Source organism: Rheinheimera faecalis, assembly GCF_021290965.1.
In the GTDB taxonomy this organism is placed as follows: domain Bacteria; phylum Pseudomonadota; class Gammaproteobacteria; order Enterobacterales; family Alteromonadaceae; genus Pararheinheimera; species Pararheinheimera faecalis.
Genome location: NZ_JAJOYT010000005.1, coordinates 239,219 through 259,706, shown reverse-complemented (window position 1 = coordinate 259,706; position 20,488 = coordinate 239,219). Strand labels below are relative to the sequence as shown.

Genomic DNA, 20,488 nt, shown 5'->3' with positions numbered 1-20,488 from the left:
ATCTACGTCTGGTTTATTACCAGATTTTGACCCGAACCGCATCGTCACGGTACATACCATCACCTGGTTTTACATCAAAAGTCTGATAAAACTCAGGCATATTCGACAGCACACCCAGCACACGGTACATGCCTGGTGAATGAGGTCCGGTGATCACTTGCTGACGTAAAGACGCATCACGGAACTTAATACGCCAGACCTGAGACCAGCCCATAAAGAAACGCTGATCGCCGCTAAAGCCATCAATCACAGCGGCAGGTTTGCCTTGTAACGAAGTTTGGTAAGCTTTAAAGGCGACAGTTAAACCACCTAAGTCAGCAATGTTTTCACCTAAACCTAAAGCACCCTGCAGTTTTAAATCATCAATAGGATTAAAGGCGCTGTACTGATCAATCATCAACTGAGCACGTTTCTGGAACTGCTCTGCATCTGTAGGTTGCCACCAATCGGTTAAATTACCATTGCCATCTGAGCGACGGCCCTGATCGTCAAAACCATGGGTAATTTCGTGACCAATCACACCACCAATGGCACCGTAGTTCACTGCATCATCCGCATCTACGTTAAAAAATGGTGGCTGTAAAATAGCAGCAGGGAAAACAATTTCGTTCATCGTCGAGCTGTAGTACGCATTGACGGTTTGAGGTGTCATACCCCATTCAGTGCGATCCACTGGCTTGCCTAATTTAGCTACCATGCGGTCGAATTCACATTGGCTGCTGCGCTGCATATTGCCCACTAAATCACCGGCTTTGACTTCTAAACAGCTGTAGTCACGCCATACATCAGGGTAGCCAATTTTGGCGTTAAATTTAGTGAGTTTTTCCTGAGCCGCCTTTTTCGTTTCAGGGCTCATCCACTCCAGCCCATCAATAGCTTGTTTAAAAGCGACCCTCAGGTTTTTAATCAGCTGATCCATCCGCTCTTTGGCTTCAGGTTTAAAGTGACGTTCCACATAGATTTTGCCCAGCATAAAGCCTAAGGATTCTTCCAGCGCAGCTACAGCACGTTTTTCACGGTCACGCTGAGCTTCCAAACCAGACAAGGTTTTACCATAAAACTCAAAACTGGCCTGATCAAAGCTGCTGGCCAGCAACTGGCTGTTCGCGCGAACCAGATGGAATTTTAAATAGGTCTGCCAGTCTGCAACAGAAATTTCACTTTGCAGTTTGGCAAAAGCGGTCAGGTACGTAGGTTGACGCACCACCAGTTCTTTTACATCAGCGAGTTTAGCTGCGCCTAATAACGCGGCCCAATCAAAACCAGGAGCTGTTTCAGCAAGTTGTGCCACGGTTAGCTTGTTATAAGTGGCATTACGATCGCGGTTTTGTACCCGACTCCACTGTGCTTGTGCCAGTTTGCTTTCAATGGCATAAACAGTTGAGGCCACTTTGGCAGGGTCAGTCCAACCAGCCAGTTCTGCTACTTTAGTGATATAAGCCTGATACTTTTGCTGGATTTCTTTCGACTTTTCATCGCTGTTCAGATAGTAGTCGCGGTCCGGCATACCTAAACCTGACTGGTTTGCCTGCGTAATGTATTGATCGGATGCTTTCTGATCCTGACCAACATATAACACCACAGGAGTACCGGTGCGTTCAGCCTGCAATTCGCCCCAAAGTTTTGCCAAGTCAGCATGAGAGCTGACAGCATCCACTTTAATAAATTCAGCTTTCAGCGGTTCCAACCCCAGAGTATCCAGTGTGGCGGTGTCCATATAAGAGCGGTAGAAATCAGAAATCTTCTGGATATCAGTGCCTGGCTCTGCAGTTTTTGCGACCAGTTCCTGCACTATAGCCAGAACTTGTTTATCCGCGTTTTCACGTAATTCATCAAAACTACCCCAACGGCCTTTGTCTGCCGGAATTTCAGTTTTTGCCAGCCAGTTGCCATTTACATAACGGAAAAAGTCCTGTTGTGGCTTTACGCTGGTATCCATATTGGACAGCTCAATACCTGAAGTTAAGGTCTTCACTTCAGCCACAGCTGCAGGTGGAGTTTCAGTGGTTTGAGTTGGAGTTTGGGCTTTATCACAGCCTGCCAGCGCAAAAAGCACAGCAAGGGCCAGAGTAGATTTATTTAACATGGTTGTTCCTGAAGTTAATTTTAGTTATTAGTTTTTACGCAAAACCAGTGTAAAGAAAAGAAGGCTATTGTCCAGTTTTTAGATTTTGACTGAGACTAGTGGCTAAGCAAACCAGACCAAGCTCAGCTTTGCTAAAGGATCAAGACGTCAACAACAAGTCAGGCTTCCAGGCCTTCGGCAATTTGACTGGTCACCTGAACCAGCCATGGTCTGTCTTGCTCAGCTGCAGGTAAATCGAGTTCAGCAATCACAGCTTGAGCCAGTTGTTCTAAGTTCTTTTGTAAGGCGAGTGACAAATGATTGTCTGGATCTGTCACTAAACCTAAAACAGTGAGCCAAAGTACACGTAGATCGGCCAAAGCTTTGCTTTGCTCCAATTCAGAAGCTTGTGCTGTCATTTCCAACTGATACAAGACGCGACGAAACACCTGAGCTTCAAGAGCTTTGGTGTTCGACGCTAAAAGGCGGGTAGTTCGATACAGATCCAATGGGCTTCGCATCAGACCGGCTTAATTGAATAAACTCAGCAGGGAGCGGGCGCCTTGATCTTTATTACCTATGCCCAGAGTTTGTTGTTTTAACTGTTGCCGGGTTTCCTCGGCCTGTTTTAACAATGCGGCTCTGCTTTCTTCATCCGGGGCTGCACGGGCTGAATTTCGGCCACCAGTACGTTCAGATTCCAGACTGGCTGCAGCTTTACTGACAGCAGTGGCCGTTTCTAACTGAGCTTTAAGTTTTTTATCGTCTTTTGCTAAACGTTCTGAGCTTTCATTGACAGATTTTTCGGCAGAAGCCAGAGCACTGGTTTTACCTTCTTTGCCATTTAATAACTCACGAGCTTCTGCCGCTGAACCAATTTTTTCTGGTAAACCGAGGCGTTTATCCAATTGACTGCTAGCAAGTTCAGACTGACTACCATAACTGTTGGTTGTCACTTTGGTGTTGTCTTTATCTGTCAGCAAGTTCACACCTTTGCCAGCATCAGCGCCTTTATAACTTGCCCCTTCCAGTGACTTTTCAATACCAGAACGCAAAGCGGAATACTCTTTCTGTAATTTTTCACGCTCTGGTGCAGCTAACGAATCATCTGCCAGCTTAGTCGCAACATCCCGCACCTTCACCAAAGAGTCTTTTATGTCGGTAGTGGCGGCCTGCGCACTTTCTACCGCGCCTTTGCCTTTAGCCAGACTTTGCTGCACAGCAGAATAGTCTTTTGCCGAATTGCGGCCTGGACTAAATTCCAGTTCAGCCTTTTTGCTGGCTGAAGACGCAGTACTGCTGTTGGCAGAAGCGGCCCCGGAACTGGGTGTCGCAGCAGGATTTACTGTCGGTGTTGACGGAATAAAACCCGGGCTGACATTGTTGATCATCACAAACTCCATCTGATCGGGCGACCAGAAATTAAACTACTTACTAGTTTAACCTTATGGCGCTGTTTCGCCAGTTAAATACGGCTATTTTATCGCCAGAGATCCACCGCCTGCGGTTTTCCGTTAAAGTGATTGTTTTGATCACAAGGCGCCTTAATGCAGCAGCTATTACTGATTTACGATGGGGATTGCCCTTTATGCCGAAATTTTGTTGCTGCACAACAGCTGCAACAGCAGTTTGGTGAACTGACACTGCTCAATGCCCGCGATTTAGCTGAACAAGCCCCACTATTGTTGGCCGAACTGCAGCATCAGAACTTGATCGTCAATCAAAGCATGTTGTTGCGAGTGGATGGGCGCTGGTTAAAAGGTGCAGAGGTGTTGCAGTTGCTGGCCTCACTCAATAAACCCAGCTGGCGCAACAAACTCTGGTTGTACTGGTTTCAATCAGCACGCCGTGCCCGCTTTAGCTATCCTTTGCTGCGGGCCGGTCGTAATCTATTGTTAAAACTGCTGAAAATTCCGCCTTTACCTTATTGAAGTTACGGTTTCAATTGCAGCATCAGACTGCCACGTGCAGGCAATTCCAGTTTGCCTTTGGTGCTGATGTTTTTGCCTGTCAGCACATCAGTAAATCGGGCATTGGCTGGCATTAATTCTGAGTAGCGGTTTAAATCCACAGTTTTGGCTTCGGCATTTTTATTAAAAAACACCCACACCTGTGCCTTGTCCTGATAACGGGCATAGCTGTAAATACCATCCACAGGGCTGAAATGTTTCATCTGCCCTTGCTGCAGCACAGTGTTGTTTTTGCGATAGTTCGCCAGTGTTTTGACCAGTTGCTGAGCCTGCAGCTGCGCCTGACTTAACCCTTTGCCGGTAAAGGCATTCACTGCATCACCTGCCCAACCACCAGGAAAATCACTGCGCACCAAACCATCGTCGCGCTGCTTTGGGCTTTGTTTCAGAATTTCAGTGCCATAATACAGCTGCGGAATACGAGGCGCCGTCAGCAGATAAATCATCGCCATCTGATACAAATCTCTGTCTTCATTTAATAATGAGAATATCCGCGCTGTGTCGTGATTACCTTCAAACAACACCAGGTTGGTTGGGTCCGGATAAATCACATCGTTGCCCAAAGCCTCATAAAGTTTGACCCAGCCCTTATCCCAGGCTTCTTCTTCGGTCAGCGCCGCCAGTAAGGCGTAATACAGCGGAAAGTCCATCATGCTGGGTGTGGAAGATTGATAACCGTCTGAGTTTTGTTTACCTTTCTGCCAATAGGACACCACCACAGGATTGGCACTCCACTCTTCACCGACAATATTAAAATTCGGGTACTCCGTCATCAGACGCTTCGACCACTGGGTCAAAAAGTTTTTGTCCGCATAAGAGTAGGTATCTTCACGAATACCGGATAACTGAGCGTATTCCACCCACCAGACTGAATTCTGGATCAGATAAGTCGCTAACAATGGATGGCGCTGGTTTAAATCCGGCATGCTGTCGACAAACCAGCCATCAACAAAAGCTTTGGCGTCGACTTTGGCGGCATAAGGATCCTGCACCGTAGTGCGGGCATGGTTGGTCGGATGGAAACTGGAGTTGTAATTCAACCAGCTTTTTTCGGGCAAGTCTTTTAACCACCAATGGGTCGATCCTATGTGATTGACCACTATGTCCTGAATCACACCGATCCCCCGTTTATTTGCTTCCGACACAAAGTTTTTATAGTCACTGTTGCTGCCAAAACGTGGATCGATTTTGTATAGATCAGTAGCAGCATAACCATGGTAAGAATAAGATGGGCCATTGTTTTCCGTTAATGGCTGAGGCCATATTTGTGTGACGCCCAGTTGCTGTAAATAAGGCAATGCCTGCTGCATACCGGCTATATCACCGCCATGGCGGCCGCCTGGAGCGGCCCTGTTTAACCCTTCAGTTAAACCTTTTACTTCATCATTGGACTTGTCGCCGTTTACAAAACGGTCCGGAGTGATCAGGTAAATCAGATCTTTTTGACTAAACCCCTGACGCTGCGCAGAACCCTGCTGGCGCGCTAATAAGCTGTAGTTATGTTTGGCTACTACCTTGCCATTTTGCCTGAACGACAACTCAAAATTGCCGGGCTTCACATCAGGGCTTAGCTCTAAATCGACAAACAGATAATTGGGGCTTTCTACCTTTTGTAGCCCTATAAGTTTTACGCCCGGATAATTCAGCTCCACTTGAGCCTGTTGAATATCCTTGGCATGCACCATCAGTTGCAGCTTGGATTCTTTCATACCAGCCCACCAAAAGGCAGGCTCCAGATGTTCGATTTCAGCCGCCTGGACCACATGCATCATGGCCGCCAGACTAAAAAGTACAGTTTTTATTGTGTAATGAGCTTTCATTGCAGCACCACCTTCACTTTGGCCTGATCCCAGTTTAATTTCACCCGCACTTGCTGCTTAGCCTTATCAAACCATGCTGTCCCGGCAGTCATTTCTGCTTCAGAGCTAACCCATTGCAAAGTTTTGCTATTCGCCAACACTACTGCGGGTTTAGCCAATTGGTGCACAACCAGGGTCACTTCACGCTGTTTTGGCATACCGGCATAACCTAAGCCGGTACGATTTAAATCCAGCGTCAGACTATTGTTATGTGTCGCAGCCGCAAAGGTTAGCAACTCATAATGGCCACTTTTTAACGCATCAGGCGATACACCATCATCTTCATACATTTGGCCTTTAGCTTTGCTGACAGACTGGTCGTGGTAATAATGCAGTTCCAACTGACGGCTGCTGTAGTCTTTTAAACTTTGTACCGCAGGTACCATAGGCACAAAAGAGCCAGCCCGCACCAGCACAGGCAAAGTCGTTAAATCGGTTGACTGCTGAATAGTCTGGCCGCCCTGATAGACTTTACCGGTCCAGTAATCCAGCCAGACGCCTTGAGGCAACTTTACAGATACAGACTTAACACCAGCAGCAGTGACCGGAGTCACTAAAAAAGCATCGCCCCATAAGTAGCTGTCTTTGTTGGCAATCAGACTAGTGTCCGCTTCGTTCTCAAAAAACAGCGGGCGCATCAGCGGCATACCAGTGCTGCTGTTTTGATAGGCCAGCGTATAGTTGTAAGGCAACATGCGGTAACGTAATTTCACGTACTCACGCAGAATGTCTTTAGTTTCTTTGTCGTGCAGCACAGGCTCTGGTGCTATTTGCTCTTGTGCATGAGGACGATACACAGGTTGGAACACACCGTACTGTAACCAGCGAATATACATTTCTTTATCAAAGACTTCGCCACCGGCAAAACCACCTAAGTCAGAATGGGTATAAGCCATGCCCAACAAGCCCATTTGCAACGACAATTCCACTTGCGGCTTTAAACCATCCCAGCTGCGACTGACATCACCAGTCCAGGGGATCATGCCAAAACGTTGTGAACCGGCAAAGCCAGAGCGCATCATGATCATAGGGCGCTGTGTTGGCTGCTGAGCTAAACGATTTTGATACAACAGTTCAGCCCAACGATGACCATAGGCATTATGGATTTCATCGGCTGTGCCTATGCTATGAATCGTATCTGATGGATGTACTTCAGGTTCGCCTAAATCGCCCCACCATCCTGCAACACCATAATCAGCAAGCTCGTTATAAATACCCTCAAACCAGGCTGAGCCTTGTGCTGAAAACACGTCGACTAAACCCGTGTTACCAAAATAAAAATCAAAGGTTTTCGCCTTACCCGCTAAATCCTGGGCTAATGCATTGGCTTGAACCGCTTCATCCCAGCGTTTAGAGGTACTGAGTACAAAAGGCTCAGTGATCAGAATGGTGTTTATGCCTTTGGCTTTAAAATCGCTGATCATGCCTTTAGGGTTGGGAAAGGCTTTTTTATCCCAGGCTAAGTTCCCCATATGGCCCTGAATATCAGGCCCAAACCAGTACAAATCCAATACCACGGCATCCAGCGGAAAGTCTTCAGATGCAAATTTATCCACTATGGCGCGGGTTTCAGCTTCGGTGCGATAACCAAAACGCGAGGCGAAGTTGCCAAAAGCCCAGCGCGGTGGCAGAGGTTGCTTGCCAGTCACAGTGACATACTGCTCGATCAACTTTGGATAAGAAGCGGCTGTCATCACAATATAAGAAGTGCGGCCTGCCACAGCTTCAAATTGCAACACGTCTTTTTCAGTTTTACCTAAGTCAACAAAACCACTGGCGCTGTTATCAAACAACACCAGATATTTTTTGCTCGACAGCACGGCAGGTAAACCAAAATACATCTGCTGCGCTTCGGTGGTGTAGCCATAACTGGCCTTGTTATACAAAGGCAAACGCTGACCCCGTCTGTCCATGCCGACCACCCGCTGACCTGTGCCTAACAACTTTTCGTCGTCTTGCAGCGCAAAGCGAAAACCACGTAAGGTCTCATGGGCAAAAAAACCTTTTTCTTCGGCCAGAACCAGTTCATTGCCACGGTAGTAACTCAACCGGAAAGGTGCTTTATCGATACGCACTTTCAGATCTTTGCTGGCAAACTCAAGCTGCTGCGGTTGCTCACTCAGCGTAGCGGCAAGCTGTTGTTCTGGTGCAGCCAAAGCAAAAGAAGGCAGTTGTTTCAAACCAGCTTTTTGATACACAACTTCGACGCTGCCCTCACTTTTAAAGCTCAAAGCCACTGAGTATTCATCAGTTTGCAGCTGCAACTGATTGCCTTGTAAGTGATGAGACTGATAAATAGCGGCCTGTACAAAATGACTGGCGAGCAGCAGGAAAAATACCAAAACAGTCTTTATCTTTTTTTGCATATACATCTACAGTACCTATGTATGACTGGAGTAATTGACGACACTGTCTACATATCCTTCGAATGACAGCTTTGCAGAAAATCTGCATGTGGGCCCAAACGCTGCGAAGTTAATTGCATCACAGCTTTTAAATTACTGAGCAAATCCTGCAACTGCTCCTCTTTAAGTGCATTTACCAAAGGATGAGTATCAGTTGGAATAATGCCCTGGCCTATAAACACTTGCTGCCATGCCACCTCAGCAAAGAGTTCGTCCTGCTCTCTGAATACCAGGCCAGACGCCGAAAATAAGTCAATTTTTCTGCGCAAAGACTCAGGAATATCCATCGCCTGGTAGTCTTTCCAATACTGACTATCCCCCCTGGCGTTTAGCTTGTAATGCAAGATGATAAAGTCGCGGATTTGTTCAAACTCAACTTTTGACTGGCGATTAAACTCATCTCTGGCCGCATCAGTAATGCCGCTGTGTGGAAAAAATTTCAGCAGCCTAAAAACTCCGGATTGAATCAGATGAATACTAGTCGACTCCAAAGGTTCCAAAAAACCGCTTGATAAGCCGATACTGACCACATTCCTGTTCCACTGCTTTAATCTGCGGCCTGTGCGGAACGAAATTTTTCGTGGTTCGGCCAAAGCTTTGCCATCCAGATTCGACAGCAAGGTTTGTTTAGCTTCGTCATCACTGCAATATTTACTGGAGTAAACAAATCCATTCCCTATCCGGTGCTGCAAAGGGATACGCCATTGCCAGCCTTTAGGATGAGCGATAGCTTTTGTATAAGGTGTAATAGGCTGCACGGATTCACAAGGCACAGCCAAAGCGCTGTCTGCTGGTAACCAATGTGACCAGTCTTCGAAGCCTGTATTTAAACTTTTATCAATCAGTAAACTATGAAGTCCTGTGCAATCAACGAATAAATCCCCCTCAACTTCACTCCCCGAAGCCAAGGTCAAACGAGTGACCTCACCGTTTACAGGATCTAAATGTACTTTTTTAACTGTGCCTTCAATTCGTTTTACGCCCAAAGGCTCACAGAAGCGTCTTAAAAACTGCGCATATAAACCAGCATCAAAGTGATAAGCGTAGGACAAACCTGGTAAGTTAACGCCTTCTATTCTGGCCAACTTTGCAAAGTTATTTTGTCGTGCTGCCTGATAAGCTAAAGAGAAATCCCAAAAATCAAAGTCCATCCCCAGCTGCTTACTTTTCAGCCAAAAATGATGGAAGTTACAAAATGGGAATTCTTTACCAATAGAGCCAAAGGCGTGCATATAACTGTCACCAGGCTTGCCCCAGTTTTCAAACTGAATGCCTAATTTAATACTGCCCTGGGTTTCGCGTATGAACGCTTTTTCATCCAGTCCCAGCGCGGCATTAAAATTAATAATAGGCGGAATAGTCGCCTCGCCCACACCAACTATTCCTATATCATCAGATTCGACTAAAGTGATAGTAATGGCTTTACCGAGGACCTTTACCAGTAAAGAAGCGGTAATCCATCCCGCAGTTCCGCCCCCCAGAATCACTACATTTTTAACCGCTTTGGTATTCATAACGACTCCCGCTCAGCATTACGTTGTCTGCAATTCTGCTCTTGGAATATCAGATAAAATCAGTCATGGCAGACTCTATAAAAAAGCCCCGGTATGAGGACCGGGGCTTATTCAAAACTACACTAGATTACATTTTATAGCTGAAACCTAACAGGTAAGTGCTGCCATAATCCTGATAGTCACGAACCTGGAAAGCATTGCCTTGTAAAGATACAAAAGGCTCTTCTGTTAAGTTCTGGCCTTGCAGGAATACCGACAGACCTTCCAGAGATTTGTAACCCGCATCACCAAAGTCGAAGCCAATTTGCGCATCCACAATAGTTTCGCCCATGATATCTACTTGCTGGGTATCAAAACCTATACCGTAAACATCACCACGGAAGTCACCACGTTTACGCATACTGACCCGGGCCTGGAAGCCATTTTGTTCATAAAAAGCAGTGTACGACTGAATGTTCTCTGATAAGCCTGGTAACTTATAGTCGTTACCATTTTGATCTGTCATATCCTGATCAACACGAGTGTAGCTGGCAATCACACCAAAACCATCAAGCACATCACTGACCACATTTAACGGCAGAGTGACAGAGAATTCAGCACCTTGCAAAGTACCGCCGCCGCCATTCACTTTACCCGAACCAGTCGCAGTAGAGGTAGCAGGTACTTCACCCGTATTCGGGTTTTGTACACCGACTAAATCAACTTCGTAGCTACCGTCAAAAATCCATTCATTTAAATCTTTCCAGAAGTAAGCGATAGAGAAGTAGCCTTCATCATTGAAGTAGTTCTCATAGGTTAAATCCAGACCAATAGCTTCTTTTGGTTCCAGCAGTGGGTTACCACCACTTACTGTCCAGAAGTTGCCATTTGAATCAGGCGTTGAACCATAGTTCACAGATAATGAAGAATGCATTTCATCCAAACGTGGACGAGACAAAGTTTTTGCAGCACCAAAACGAACACTTTGACTCTCAGCAACGTCAAAAGTCAGGTTAACACTTGGCAACAAATGACTGTAGCTGTGTTCAATATCTGTTGGAGAAGTCACAATCAGACCATTCACAGGAGCCGAAGCTGAACCTTGAGAACTCTGCTTGGTATCGACATAACGTAAACCGAAGTTACCTGTCACTGGAATATCGCCAATTTCAGCTTCCAAATCTGTTTGGACATAAAGTGCAAGTACATCCTCGGACACTTTCCAGCTCTTCGTCGCATGGCTTTGATTGGTCAGGCTCTCTCTCGTCAACGTATAGAAGCCGTCATCCAATAAACGTCCAGCGTCATAAGCAACCATGTTGCCCATACCAATGAAGTCTAATGAAACACTACCTAAACGATACTGATCAGGAATACTCACCATATCCGGGAAATCCTTCAGGGTCATGAAGTAACCTTCAGACTCTTTGGTTTTCTCACGCTGGCGATAAGACACGCCATAAGTGATTTTTGTCAGTATGCCTGCATCTTCAACTAACTGAGAGGCTGCCAGTTTAAATGCGTTCAGTTCATCATCTATAGTTGGAGCGTTAATAAAACCATCTTGCGCTGCATTAAAATATTGATCGTTACTGTCGATCACGCCATCGCCATTAGAATCAGGCACAAAAGCGTTGTTTAATGCAGTACTTGAACCCCAGCTGCGAGGGCCGCCAAGGCGGATTAAATTGTAGTCACTGTAATCCAGGCTAGGAGTAAAAATAGCGCCTGTGTTGCCTGGTCTGAACTCATAAGTCAGGTCGTCACCCACACCTTCATTATCGCCACGACCTGTACCAGCGTAACTTTCAAAACTCCAGATTTCACGTTGCACGGCAGAATGACTTGCATCGAATACTAAAGTCCAATCATCATTCAGGTCATATTCCACATTAAAACCTAAAGCTGTTAAATCAGCTTCACGATTTTCCATGTCGTTACGAACGACAAGGTTCTCATCAGTGACAGAACCTTTAGTGACGAAACCTGTTGCCGGATCAACTTCTAACGCAGAAGTGCCACGGTTATAACCCCAGGCAAAAGGAATTTCGATACCACGAAGAATTTTCTCATCTTTGAAATCCACATAAAGTGCATCAAAGGTCATTTTTAATTTGTCGGTCGGTGCAGCTTCAACCACTAAGAGCGCAGAATCACGATCAAGAGTGGACGAGCGGACAAATGGCTTAGCACCACCCAAGATTGAATAATTTTCTCCATCGACAGTAAACTCAGGGTAACCCCAGGCATTCCAACGTTTTTCCTGATTAGGAGAACTCATTTTGGAATAAGCGAATGCAATACCTACTTTGTCATCAGCAAATTGATCGATATAGGAGAAAGTGCCGCGTGCGCCGTTATCATTACCATCAGGGTTCAATTTATCAAAGCTGGTCATTTCATACTGACCATTAAACTGAATAGTACGCTCGCGACTTAAAGGCTTCACTGTTTGCATGTCGATTACGCCAGCAATACCTTCAGCTTCCAAAGTTGCATTTGGCGTTTTATAAACAGTGACACCGCTCATTATTTCTGACGGGTATAAGTCAAACTCTACACCACGGTTATCGCCGATAGAAACCTGTTCACGACCATTGAAGGTTGTAGCACTTTCGTTTTCACCGAAACCACGAATACTGACACGACTAGCACGACCATCCAAACGCTGACTGGTTAAACCAGGTAAACGGGAGATTGATTCTGCAATACTCGAATCAGGTAACTTACCGATGTCTTCTGCAGAGATAGATTCAACCACGTTTGGTGAGAAGCGTTTAGCGTTGATGGACTCAACGATAGAACGACGGAAGCCTTTAATTTCGATAGTTTCAATAGCTGCGTCAGCTTTTGCCTTTTCACGGGCTTCTGTAGGTGACAGTTTCGTTTCTTGTTCTTGTGCATAGCTGTACGAACTGATACCTGCAGTCGCAATAGCCATGGTGAGTATGCTTAACTTAAATTTATTCATGCCTTATCCCCGGATTTGTTTGTTTTTTTGTTTCAGACTTATATCTGTCTGGTTTTGATAGTAGTCTGACCCTACTAGTTAAACTTATCGCCGCCAATGTTCAACATGAATACGTATTCACCTCCTATGTTGACGCCCCTTTGCAGGGCATTTGTGCAATTTTGCATTCTATTGGTGCAAGCAACCTGCTGGATCGCCTGATTTATTTGAAGGAATGGACCAGAGCCTGCGCTCTAACTTAATGCAAACTTAGCTCAGTTCATCGAAGTTGCAAGCGGCTATGCATTCAGTCTTGCATAGCAGCGGCATGCAGACGTTACAGTGCAGTTTGATTTGCGGCCTGCGAAGGAGAAATTACAGCACGTACTTTCTGGAAAAAATGGCGAAAAAAAGGCCGTTAAAAAACGGCCTTTTGCTGGAGCTTTAATCGTCCATTTACTCTACTTTAGTGACCTTTAATACTGGTGCTTCAGGGTCTGTTGCTGTGAGTGTGACCTTGTAATCGGCCTGCTCTGTAATAGGCAGTTTCAGGTTCGAGCCACCTCTTGTCAGCACCTTATCTGTATCCAGAATGACAGTTTGATCCGCAGAACCAAAATCTACTGTGCTCCAGTCAGCCGAAGCTATCTTGAACTCGTGATCAGCCGATACTGCAAGATTTACAGTCACACTGTAAACACCGGCACCGTCGTACTGCAGAGGATTGACTTCACCCCAGCCGTTCATGTTGCCTCGTAAATAAACAGTGGTCTCACCATAAGGCACGAATTCAGTCACAGTGAGCACCGGAGCTTCAGGGTCGATAGCATTCACGCTGAAAGTATAAGTGGATGTTTTAGGGATGGTGATTTTCAGGTTAGAACCACCACGACTTAAGGTTTTCGCAGCCCCTAAAGCCACTTGTTGATCAGCCGAGCCAAAATCTACAGTGGACCAGTTCGCTGAGGCTATTTTGAACTCATAGTCGCCCGCCGCAATAGTGATACTTGCACTGTAGACTCCATCTCCATCGTAGCTCATCGCATCTGTTTCACCCCAACCATTCATAGCGCCACGTACGTAAATAGTGGTTAATTCATATGGGGGGATGTCTGCGGCTCCGAGAGTAGCGTCAGCTTTTAAACCTTCACCCTGAGCACCATTCTGAGGTTTAACAAAAACAGCTGCAGTGTAAGCAGGTACAGTAAAAGTACCTTCTGTTGCAGCTTCGGCGAAACTGGCATCCTGCACCTGACTATCGGCGGAAGCCTGCTGCACCTGATGCAACACAAAACCTTTGGCAGTTGCGACTTCATGAGACTGCTCTGCAGCTGTGCCATTAATCACCACCACCACAGCATCGTGATCAGGATCCAAATCGGCTAAACCTGTACCGTCGTCTATGCTCATCACAATCAGACCTGGCGTCAGATTTTTACCAATGTTGTGAAAACCAACCCGCTGCATCACATCCTGACCGGTTGTTAAACGAAACAGAGGGCTGCTTTTACGAATTTGCAGGAACTCGTTAAAGACATCAGATGAAAACTGAATGTCATCAGCAGCAGCTTTGGTATTAGCTTTGGTTGCGACAGATGCCATGGTTGCCCAATTGGCGCTATTGTCCTGGGCCAAAGGTAAACCTACATTCCAGTTATTCGTTTCCTTACTAAAATCAACAAAGTTAAACCAGTCACCTGCGTCATAGCTGTTGCGGTCCAGCGATTTAGAGCGTAATAAATCATCGCCCATTTGCAGGAAAGGGATACCCTGACTTAACAATGGGATAGCCAAAGCTATGCTGTTCACCCGCACCCGGTTTTCCAGACTCAAATCCACACCGGCTTTATGTAATTCCAGCTGTAATTTATCCCAGATAGCTTCATTATCATGCTTAGATACGTAGTTAATAATATCTGCCGGATCTGTAGCATAACCTGCTGGCTGAGAGTTCCAAATCACACTGGAAGCCGTGCCGGTATTGCCTCTGTAGTCTTTGATAATAAAGTCTTTTAAGGTGCCGGCTAAACCAATTTCAATATAGTTCTGCTGCTGACGTTCACCGTCTTCACCTTTGCCGGTAAATAAGGCTGCACTGCGCACGCTGTCACGTAAACGGTCATTAAAAGTACCTACTTCAGTCCCTGCCATATTGGCCTGACGCGCTTGTTCAAACAGACGATCATCAGCCACTTCACCAAAATTCCAGCCTTCGCCATAGAAGTAGGTGTCAGGATCAACAGCTCGCACAGCGTCACGGGCCGCTAAAATACCAGCTTTGGGATGATGGCCCATAATGTCAAAACGGAAGCCATCAAAGCTGTATTCACGAGCTAATAACACTAATGAGTCTTTGACGAATTTATCCATCATTTTATGTTCAATTGCGGTGTTTTCGCAGCAAGTTGAACGCTCAATAACGCCGGTGGTTGGATTGTATCTGTGGAAGTAACCAGGCACTATTTTGTCAAAAACTGAGTTATCAAATACAGCGGACGAATTGGTGTGGTTGTACACCACATCCAGCACGACCCGCAGGCCAATATCATGCAGAGCTTTATTCATAGCGCGCATTTCTTTAATACGGGCTACCCCTTCAGCACTGGAAGCATAGCTGCCTTCAGGCACATTAAAGTGATGTGGATCATAACCCCAGTTAAAGCCGTCAGTAGCACGCATATCCGCCACTAACTGCTGAGCCAGCTCACCTGAAGGTTGGTAAGACTGCAGCAAATCCAGCAACACTGTTGCATCGTTTTCGTTTGCACAGACTTTAGCTGCAGCGTTAACAGCACATAACTCGCCGACAGTATCAGTGATTTCAACCCGCTTTGTGACGTCTTCATTAACAGTGGCCATATCTGTAGCTGGCAACATATGGAAATGTGTCAGGCCACTTTCAGCCAGTTTTTTCAGATGCAAAACAGGGGCACTTTCCATCTCGGTGAAGGCAAGATATTTACCTCTATTAGCTTCGCTGACACTAGTGTCACGGATACTGAAATCACGAATATGGCCTTCGTAAATTACTGTATCTTCTAGATTTTCAATAGTTGGAATAGTCTGAGTTGCCCAGCCTTCAGGTTTTAAATCCTCGTCGGCTAAATTAACAAACTGACTGAAACGACCATTAGTCGACAAACTGACCGAATAAGGATCTGTGCTTTCTACGGTTTCCACTTTTCTGGTCGTCGGGTGATACACCTTCACTTCAAAGCGGTAGAAAGTGCGGTCCAGGTTGGCCTTGGTGCCACTGTAACTCCAGATCCCTGTCGCGGCATCTAAAGTCATAGCATGAGTAGAAGTTAGTGTTTTTGCAGCGTTATACAGCTTTAAAGCCACACTTTGAGCAGTAGGCGCCCATAACGCAACCTTCACAGCATCACCTTCGTAGCTGACACCTAACGTAGCTTCATCAGCATCAGCTTCAGCACTGGTATACAAATCATCCAGTACCTTGGCAGCTTGCACGTAACTGGCGGCTGATAACTTGTTTTCAGCATCATATGCCGACAATACCAACTGGTTTTTCAGCACAGATTTTACTTGTTCGGTCGTCATATTGCTTCTGTATGCTGGCCAGTCCGCTATATGTGGAACCAAAGCTTTTTGCTGATCGGTCAGCTCAGTTTCTTCTAATACGACAGTGTCACCATTTAATTGGTCGTCTGCATCTATCTCCAGATTGGCGGTGGCTGAATGATGTAGCTGCACTTTGCTGGCAATAGCACGGTCAACATTCCAGACAAAAGTGTTGGTATCCAGCCAGTGAGCAGCTGAATTAGCGATAGAAACACCTAAAGATAACAAAGGGAATTCAAAAACAGAGTTCACGCCAGAAAAGGTAAAGTTCATCCGGGCAAATCTTTCATCCGATTTAGGGCCTAATGGCATCTTCTGATCGCCACCGCCCATTTCTTTACCGGCATCGTCAGTGCCAATATGGATCAGGAAGTTACCACAAGCGCCTTCGACGCCCGCTACACCGTCTTTTAACTCCAGCACCCAATAAGCACCGTAATTGGGGTCAACCGCTGTGTGAACCAAACCATTGTCCCATGAAGCGGCTAACGAACTGTCTTTGTAAGCAGAACAGGCGTCATTATTCCAGGTATGTAAACGATACCCTTCGTAGTTGCCATCAGCTCTTTTGTAAAACAAAGCCGCCTGACCAGCGCCTGGGAAAAATACCGGTGCAGGTGCATTTGGATCTACCCCAACTATACATGTCTCGTTTTTAGCATCCGGCACTGTAGGTGCTTTGCACTTAATAGGAGGTGGATCAATACAGGCCGTGCCTGCCGCATTAGGGATTTGTGGCACATTACAGGTCAGCAGTTTAGTGCCACCGTCTACTGAATCTTCGCCACCACCACCGCATGCGGCCAGTGTCAGCGCAGCTAAACCCAGCAGGGCCAGCTTTAAGCTATTTGTTATATGAAACATAAGTCGTGCTCCAATCAATTCTTGTTATGAGCACCCGCTCTGATGCCGGGTGCTAAAGTCGTCACCCAGGTCAGAACGTATAGTTCGCACCAACAAAATACTGGCGGCCAAAAAACTGGATAGTGCCGGTGTTGGCTTCTTCGCCAAAATAACTTTTAGTCGGTTCATCCGTCAGGTTATTGACCTGAAACAACACGCCAAAGTTATCGTTTATCTGGTAAGAGGCCTGGTAATCAATCACAGTTTCACCGTCGAAGTTCACGGTCTGGGCTTCTACAGCCACCTGCTCTGACACGAAGTTGTCGCGGTAACGACCACTGATGCGGGTTTCAAAACCTTCGTATTCCCAAAAGACAGTGGCAGTCATGACGTTTTTCGATAAACCCGGTAAGGTAATATCTATGGTTTGAGCCCCCAGGCTGACCTGCTGCTGGATTTCGCTTTCTGTGTAGGAATAACTGCCACTAAAACCTAACCCCTGCCAGAAAGACGGTAAGAATTTCAGCACCTGGGTATACGCAATCTCAGCACCACGGATATAACCGCCTTTGTCGTTATTCACAGCTGTGGTGTAATCACCTGGCGTAGTGGTTACCGGAGGTAAACCATCAGGGTTACCAGGCTCAGTACCAGGCACATACTGTGGGATAGGGAAACCAGCGGCGGCGAAATCAAAGTCGGTAATAGTGAAGGTGTTAATAAAGGATTCGATATCCTTGTAAAACACCGCTGCGACAAAAGCACCGTCTGTTTCGGTGAAGTATTTCTCATAAGAAATATCATACTGAGTGGCATAAAAAGGTTTTAAAAACGGACTGTTCGAACTGGAACCATTCACCTGGCCTGTTAGCTCATTAATGGTGTAGCTGGTATTGGAAGCTAAACGGTCTATAGGCGGACGTGACATCACTTTGGCGGCCGCAAAACGGATTTGGTCGCTGTCGGTAATAGCAAAATTCAGGTTCATCTGTGGCAGATAATCCCTGTAGGTCTGGCCTATAATGCCCGGTTTATAACGGGTGTTCACCAATCCCGCCGCATCCGTAATATTCTGAGCCCCTAAAGTGGCATCACCACCCACGTCGGTTAAATCAGAAGCGTATTGATCGGTTTCGACCATACGAACGCCAATATTACCCGTCACCGGAATAGAGAAAAACTCGGTATCCAGATTGGCCATCACATAGGCAGCCATCACATCTTCATAGACTTCGCCACTTTGCAGAACAGACCATGCCGTATCAGGACCACCTGAAACACGTTGTGACTCCAGAATACCTGTATTGCCAGTGCCCCAGGTTTGCACAGGTTGTGGGATACCCTGAGGAAACCAGGCATTCAGCGCTTTGTCTGCGTCAATAGCCAGATAACTGGGAAAATGTGAAAAATTACCACTGAAGTTGACCACATCCACCATATCGTCAGTTAAACGCAGCGGAGGTTGTGAGCTTAAAAAGGCACCGTCTGAACCATACTCAAATACCTGACGATCATTGGAGTATTCGCGCTCTGAGTAACGCACCCCTGCCTCTATCGAACTGATCACCGGATTATCCAGCTCGTATTTACCGTCCAGTTTGAAGGCATTCACTTCGTCAGAATTGATGTACGGATAAATGCCGTATTTGCTGACCATCACCCGGTTTACATCAGTAAAAGCGGCTTCCTGATTAAAACCCACATCAGGCAGGTTTAAACCGTTCAGCAGGTAACTGATTGACACATTAGTATCCAACACCGGATTAGCCACTGTGGCATCTTCTGCAACTAAGGCCCACAACAAACCGTTTTTAAACACACTGTCCGCTGATGAATGAGAGACATCAAAGTTTAATGTCAGCTCGTCTGTCGCTTCAAAATCGACATTAAAACCAAAACTTTTCACTTCATCGTTATCGGTGTTGTCGTCGTTGACCAACTCAACTCTGGTGTTACCATTGGTTTTGCGGTTAAAAGTACCGCCAATCACCAGATTGTCATTGATCACCGGATTGCCTATAGCAGCGCCGTCCCCTTCCAGTTTTACCCTGAAACCACGGGCAAAAGCCTCAGTATCAAATTTGGATAAAAAGGCGTCCGCTTTGACCGTTAATTTATCTGTTGGCACCCATTCAATGGCCGCCATATAACCGTTACGGGTTTCCTCACCACCGCGGTGCTGCATTTCAAAACCTTCGCTGATAAGCTCATTCGGTTCTGTTTCACTAACACCATCCACGTCAGCCTGCTTGTTATACGCCAAACCCACAAACTGCGTTGACACACTGGGTTGGTACAAACGGGCAAAACCAAAAGCCACACCTAAGGTTTCATCTAAAAACTTGCCCTGATAAGACAAACTAAAGCGATCACCCGTCTCCTGACCATTAGGGATCTCATCCGCCCTGTCGTTGTACATACCACGGGCATTGACGGTGAAATTATGAGTTTCTTTGGCTTTGAGCGGACTGGCGGTTTTCAGTTCTACTGTACCGGCAACTCCACCTTCAATCAGCGACACTTTAGGAGATTTATAGACTGAAGCTGAGGAAATCAGCTCGGATGGATACTGATCAAACTCGATATTACGCTGACCACTGGTGGAGACCTGCTCACGGCCATTTAAGGTAGAAAAGACAAAACCGCCCGCCATACCACGGATGTTAATTTCAGATGCCTGACCGCCGGTTCTTACCGCTGAAATACCAGGTAAACGTGTTAAGGCATCAGCCATAGAGACATCAGGTAAAGCACCTAAATCATCTGCTGAAATGGATTCCACCACTGTGTCGGCAAAACGTTTGTCGTTCAGTGATTTAATTAAACTGCTGGAGAAGCCTTTTACTTCAATAACTTCAACTTCTTCTCTGGTTTTGCTGGTGTTCGAACCAGTACTGACCTGTTCTTCCTGCTGTGCGAGTTGCTGGTTTGCTTCTTCCGCGCTGATGCTGCAACTAAAACCTGCAGCAGCAATAGCGAGCGTCAGCAAACTATGCTTATAGTTTGACATGCCTCTTGTCCCCGATTTGGATTGTTATAGACATTCCTTGTACAACACAATCAAAGGACGTCCTGGTTTTTATAAAATCTTCCGTGAACAGTTATTAACCAAGCTGAGCAACCTCACAACATGAATACGTATTCATGCCATACAGTCGTCACAAACTGGTGCAAGGCAGGTTATTCAGATAAAAACGGGGGTAAAAAGAGCTTTTCAATATTGCGAATCGTGCAGACAAATGCTTCGAAAAACACAAATTAATAGGATATATCACTAAAATAGAGAGCTTTCATTACCAGGCATGTTATTGCACTAATTTA

Annotated in this window: 10 protein-coding genes; 1 reads left to right on the top strand and 9 read right to left on the bottom strand. The window is 46.0% G+C overall.

Translation table 11 applies throughout. The annotated features are described in order from the left end of the window. Window positions 1–16: 16 nt before the first annotated feature. From LSG34_RS11350 to LSG34_RS11340, 3 genes are all read right to left on the bottom strand, one after another. Window positions 17–2,086 (bottom strand): M13 family metallopeptidase, encoded by a 2,070-nt coding sequence (locus tag LSG34_RS11350; protein ID WP_233009215.1) that lies wholly within the window; start codon window positions 2,084–2,086, stop codon window positions 17–19. 158 nt (window positions 2,087–2,244) lie between these two features. Continuing rightward, window positions 2,245–2,586: a flagellar biosynthesis regulator FlaF gene (locus LSG34_RS11345; protein ID WP_233009214.1), complete on the bottom strand. Its 342-nt coding sequence runs from the start codon at window positions 2,584–2,586 to the stop codon at window positions 2,245–2,247. A gap of 9 nt (window positions 2,587–2,595) precedes the next feature. Continuing rightward, window positions 2,596–3,456: a hypothetical protein gene (locus LSG34_RS11340; protein WP_233009213.1), complete on the bottom strand. Its 861-nt coding sequence runs from the start codon at window positions 3,454–3,456 to the stop codon at window positions 2,596–2,598. A gap of 156 nt (window positions 3,457–3,612) precedes the next feature. On the opposite strand from LSG34_RS11340, the gene LSG34_RS11335 reads away from it, so the two are divergent. Then, window positions 3,613–3,996 (top strand): DCC1-like thiol-disulfide oxidoreductase family protein, encoded by a 384-nt coding sequence (locus LSG34_RS11335; RefSeq protein WP_233009212.1) that lies wholly within the window; start codon window positions 3,613–3,615, stop codon window positions 3,994–3,996. 2 nt (window positions 3,997–3,998) lie between these two features. On the opposite strand, the gene LSG34_RS11330 is transcribed toward LSG34_RS11335, so the two are convergent. From LSG34_RS11330 to LSG34_RS11305, 6 genes are all read right to left on the bottom strand, one after another. Continuing rightward, window positions 3,999–5,855: a glycoside hydrolase family 13 protein gene (locus LSG34_RS11330; protein ID WP_233009211.1), complete on the bottom strand. Its 1,857-nt coding sequence runs from the start codon at window positions 5,853–5,855 to the stop codon at window positions 3,999–4,001. Beyond that, window positions 5,852–8,260 (bottom strand): glycoside hydrolase family 31 protein, encoded by a 2,409-nt coding sequence (locus LSG34_RS11325; protein WP_233009210.1) that lies wholly within the window; start codon window positions 8,258–8,260, stop codon window positions 5,852–5,854. Before LSG34_RS11325 ends, LSG34_RS11330 begins: the two co-directional genes overlap by 4 nt. A gap of 47 nt (window positions 8,261–8,307) precedes the next feature. Then, complete coding sequence (locus tag LSG34_RS11320; protein WP_233009209.1) at window positions 8,308–9,813, bottom strand: tryptophan halogenase family protein; 1,506 nt, start codon at window positions 9,811–9,813, stop codon at window positions 8,308–8,310. A 127-nt stretch (window positions 9,814–9,940) separates the two neighbouring features. Beyond that, window positions 9,941–12,763 carry a TonB-dependent receptor gene (locus tag LSG34_RS11315; protein WP_233009208.1) on the bottom strand — a complete coding sequence of 941 codons (2,823 nt, stop codon included), beginning with the start codon at window positions 12,761–12,763 and terminating at the stop codon, window positions 9,941–9,943. A 435-nt stretch (window positions 12,764–13,198) separates the two neighbouring features. After that, window positions 13,199–17,188 (bottom strand): pullulanase-type alpha-1,6-glucosidase, encoded by a 3,990-nt coding sequence (gene pulA, locus LSG34_RS11310; protein ID WP_233009207.1) that lies wholly within the window; start codon window positions 17,186–17,188, stop codon window positions 13,199–13,201. A gap of 70 nt (window positions 17,189–17,258) precedes the next feature. After that, the gene (locus tag LSG34_RS11305; RefSeq protein ID WP_233009206.1) at window positions 17,259–20,177 is read right to left on the bottom strand and encodes a TonB-dependent receptor; all 2,919 of its coding nucleotides are present in this window, start codon (window positions 20,175–20,177) and stop codon (window positions 17,259–17,261) included. Window positions 20,178–20,488 lie beyond the last annotated feature (311 nt).

What these genes read in the sequence shown, in the direction of transcription:
- LSG34_RS11350 (WP_233009215.1), bottom strand. Translation starts at nt 2,086, where the DNA reads ATGTTAAATAAATCTACTCTGGCCCTTGCTGTGCTTTTTGCGCTGGCA.
- LSG34_RS11345 (WP_233009214.1), bottom strand. Translation starts at nt 2,586, where the DNA reads ATGCGAAGCCCATTGGATCTGTATCGAACTACCCGCCTTTTAGCGTCG.
- LSG34_RS11340 (WP_233009213.1), bottom strand. Translation starts at nt 3,456, where the DNA reads ATGATCAACAATGTCAGCCCGGGTTTTATTCCGTCAACACCGACAGTA.
- LSG34_RS11335 (WP_233009212.1), top strand. Translation starts at nt 3,613, where the DNA reads ATGCAGCAGCTATTACTGATTTACGATGGGGATTGCCCTTTATGCCGA.
- LSG34_RS11330 (WP_233009211.1), bottom strand. Translation starts at nt 5,855, where the DNA reads ATGAAAGCTCATTACACAATAAAAACTGTACTTTTTAGTCTGGCGGCC.
- LSG34_RS11325 (WP_233009210.1), bottom strand. Translation starts at nt 8,260, where the DNA reads ATGCAAAAAAAGATAAAGACTGTTTTGGTATTTTTCCTGCTGCTCGCC.
- LSG34_RS11320 (WP_233009209.1), bottom strand. Translation starts at nt 9,813, where the DNA reads ATGAATACCAAAGCGGTTAAAAATGTAGTGATTCTGGGGGGCGGAACT.
- LSG34_RS11315 (WP_233009208.1), bottom strand. Translation starts at nt 12,763, where the DNA reads ATGAATAAATTTAAGTTAAGCATACTCACCATGGCTATTGCGACTGCA.
- pulA (WP_233009207.1), bottom strand. Translation starts at nt 17,188, where the DNA reads ATGTTTCATATAACAAATAGCTTAAAGCTGGCCCTGCTGGGTTTAGCT.
- LSG34_RS11305 (WP_233009206.1), bottom strand. Translation starts at nt 20,177, where the DNA reads ATGTCAAACTATAAGCATAGTTTGCTGACGCTCGCTATTGCTGCTGCA.